This window comes from Oleiphilus sp. HI0043, assembly GCF_001634935.1.
Window position 1 is genome coordinate 1 of record NZ_LWEY01001606.1, and the last position, 1,099, is coordinate 1,099.

2 protein-coding genes are annotated in these 1,099 nt (G+C 47.5%); both read right to left on the minus strand.

All coding sequences use genetic code 11. From position 1 onward, the window contains the following. The coding region (locus tag A3729_RS24000; protein ID WP_156498106.1) for an AAA family ATPase at window positions 1-808 on the minus strand (808 nt) is incomplete at its 3' end. Continuing rightward, the coding region (locus A3729_RS33420; RefSeq protein ID WP_197476025.1) for a hypothetical protein at window positions 805-1,099 on the minus strand (295 nt) is incomplete at its 5' end. The genes A3729_RS33420 and A3729_RS24000, both read right to left, overlap by 4 nt.

Sequence of the window (1,099 nt, forward strand, 5' to 3'; positions counted from 1 at the left end):
GCAAACACGCGCTAAGTGGAAGCATATCTGAGCCTTCTAGCACAGCCTGCTCAGTTTCGATTCGCTTAAGTTGGAAGGCGATTGAGTCCGCTAGACGAACGGCAGCCTTTCCTGTCGGGGCGAGCAACCTTACTTTTGCTGGTCGGCCCAAACGTAGCCTGAATGATTGATCGACCAAGTGCAACAGGCTTGCTGCTGTGGTGGTTTTTCCGGTACCGGGTCCCCCAGCAATCAAAGTTGTTTTTTGCAGCAAAGCATGTGCAGCTGCAACGGCTTGCCAGTCTGGTTTCTCGTCTGAGTCCACACCATTTAATGCAAACATGCTTTTTAAACACTGACTCAAACGATCCAACTGAGACTCGCTGAGTGCTTCGTCACTCAGGCTTTCACTGCTCACCCTTTTCGCTAACCAAGCTTCGAATTCACACTGTAGATTCCAATAACGAGTCAAATACAGCTTATCACCCGAAACAACCAAGGGCTTGACACTCTGTTTTGCATGCAGCCTCTTATGAGCTCTCGCTTGTGAGAAGTCATCGACGACGGAGAGCTGCAATAAGCTAGCTTTGAAGTCGTGATCAAGTCCTATCTTATGAGCTGACAAGGCAATACAGATTTGCCCCTTACTCGTCGCGTAGGACAGTTCACAGATTAAAAGCGCTAAGCTGCTGGCATGCTGTCGCTCTTCTTCTAACAAACCTTTAACCACAAACTCTGCGGCGTAAAGATCAAGCCAGCGATATGCAGTATTTTGTGCCTCGACCTGCTGAGCAAGGTTTTTCAGTACAGGCGTTTTAATTAAACTCATGCGCCCTCCAAATGCAGGTCGAGTGCTTCTATCAAAGCCGCTTCAGGTTTGATGAAATAGACACCCGTTTGCGATGCGCCCAACTCGTTCCCATCAGAGTTAAGTGGCATACCACGAAGATAGAGATAATATACACCACCAAAATCTCGTTCATAACGATAAGCAGCTCCCAAGCGTGCTTTTAGATAGCGATGTAAGGCAAGACTATAGATGAGGTACTGTAAGTCATAGCGGTGATCAAGCATCGCTTCAGAAAGTTTGTCGTGCGTATAATCTTCAAGTTGATCGCCT